This is a genomic window from Treponema sp. UBA7570, from assembly GCA_002477955.1.
Classification (GTDB): domain Bacteria; phylum Spirochaetota; class Spirochaetia; order Treponematales; family Treponemataceae; genus Treponema_D.
This window is the reverse complement of the sequence record DLLE01000056.1, coordinates 43,529-45,305: the sequence shown is the minus strand read 5'-3', so window position 1 is coordinate 45,305 and position 1,777 is coordinate 43,529. Positions and strand designations below refer to the sequence as shown.

Below are 1,777 nucleotides of genomic sequence, written 5' to 3'. Positions count from 1 at the left end.
CTTAGAGAGCTTTTGGCAACTGGAGATGCTGTTGTTTTATATGAATCTCCGTTTAGAATTGTTAAACTTTTGACTGATATAGCCGATATTGATAGTACACGGCGCGTTGTTGTTGGTCGCGAGCTGACAAAAATGCACGAAGAAATTATTGGCGGTACGGCAGAAGAGATGCGTGTCGAATTTTCTTCAAGAGCTAAGGTTTTGGGAGAATTCGCAGTTTTTATTTCGGGCAATAAAAATGCTCAACTTTCGGAAGATAATGCCGATAATTAAGAAGTAAGGTAGGTTTAAAATGATGGTACAGAACATTAATGGAATCAATCCAATCAACAATGTACAGAGCTCTCGCCGTACTAATGGCATGGAAAGAACTTCTATTACAGATACTTCTGATTCAATCAACGTTTCTGACGAAGCAAAAGAAGCTGCAAGAGCATATTTTTTGAGCCAGGTTGCAGAAGAAACTCCAGATGTTCGTTCTGACCTTGTTGCCTCTGTTAAAGAAAAAATAAAAGATCCAAATTATTTAAATTCTGTAACAATTGGTTCAGCCGCAGATCGTATTTTGGATTCCTGGGGTTTTTAACTTAACCGTTTATTGATTACTTTAGAAGCAGAACATTTTGTTCTGCTTTTTTTGTTTAGTTTGGAGGACTGGCTGCGTATGACAGATTTTGTGTTTAGAGTTTCGCCTAATGTGATTATTTCTTCTTATGCTGCAAGCCGGCTTGGACAGTTTGCCTGCGAGTTTGGAAAAAGGTTTATGCTTGTTTTGGATCCTGTCTTGCGTTCTGTGGGCGCTGCGGACAAAATTACACAGGCTCTTTCTGACCGTGGAGTTGATTTTTTTATTTTTGACGAAATTGCGGAGTCGGCAGATACAAAGGCTGCGGCTTCTGCTCTCAATCTTGCAAAAAATTCTCATATTCAGGCGGTGATTGCAGTTGGCGGCGGAAAAACCATAGAAATCGCCCGCTGTGTCGCTGCATTTTTTTACGAAGAAAAAAGTATCTATGACTTTGCGGATGGCGCAGTCCCTTCAAAATCTCCGCTTCCGCTTGTTGTGCTGAGCACGACTTGCAGGTGTCCGGGTGTTTTTACAGATAGAATTGCAATTTGTGATTCTCGGACGAACGGTTTAAAACTTTTAAAAGTTCAGAATGCGCTTTGCAAAACTACAGTTTTTGACCCTGCAATGTCTGTTACGCTGACCGAAAATCAAACTTTTTCAATGGCTGTGGAAAGCGTCTGTCTTGCGGCGGAAAGTTATTTTTCTCAAAAAGCGAACTTTTTTAGCGATATGACCGCAGAAAAATCGGCAGAACTTTTGCGTTTGGCTCTCGATGGTTCAAATTCTCTGAATATTACGACGTCAAAAGAAGAATTGCTTTTTGAAGGAGGATGTCTGGCAAGTCTTGCGTCTAGCGCATCGTCTTTTGGCCCGGCAGGACTTCTGGCTCTTGCGGTAAATGCTAGATTTAAGATAAGCCGTCCTCTTGTTGCCTCGGTTATTTTTCCATACGTGATTGAATTTTGCGCAAAATTCAAGGCTGACCGTGTTGCAAAATTTGCGAACTTCTTTGGAATTGAAAAAAAAGATTCTGAGGCAGAGCAGGCCCAGGCTTTTGCAGACAATATCCGTGAACGTCTCGCAAAAGAAAATCTGCCGCTTCGTTTAAAAGAGCTTTCTGTAACAATTGAGCAGCTTGCCGCTGTTGCCGAAGATGCGGCTTCGACCGACTGGATAAATTTTATGCCGTGTTCAATGACAAGCGAC

At 41.6% G+C, this 1,777-nt stretch carries 2 protein-coding genes and 1 pseudogene; all 3 read left to right on the top strand.

Annotation, left to right across the window (positions count from 1 at the left end):
- Positions 1–273: pseudogene (locus B4N75_RS07165) on the top strand (rRNA (cytidine-2'-O-)-methyltransferase); the annotation flags it as partial.
- Positions 274–292: 19 nt separating this feature from the next.
- The gene (locus B4N75_RS07160; protein ID WP_296707002.1) at positions 293–586 is read left to right on the top strand and encodes a flagellar biosynthesis anti-sigma factor FlgM; all 294 of its coding nucleotides are present in this window, start codon (positions 293–295) and stop codon (positions 584–586) included.
- 78 nt (positions 587–664) lie between these two features.
- Positions 665–1,777: iron-containing alcohol dehydrogenase (locus B4N75_RS07155; RefSeq protein WP_296707000.1), on the top strand; the 1,113-nt coding region annotated here is incomplete at its 3' end.

Excerpts from the sequence above, each read along its gene's own strand:
- B4N75_RS07160 (WP_296707002.1), top strand. The coding sequence starts at position 293 with ATGATGGTACAGAACATTAATGGAATCAATCCAATCAACAATGTACAG.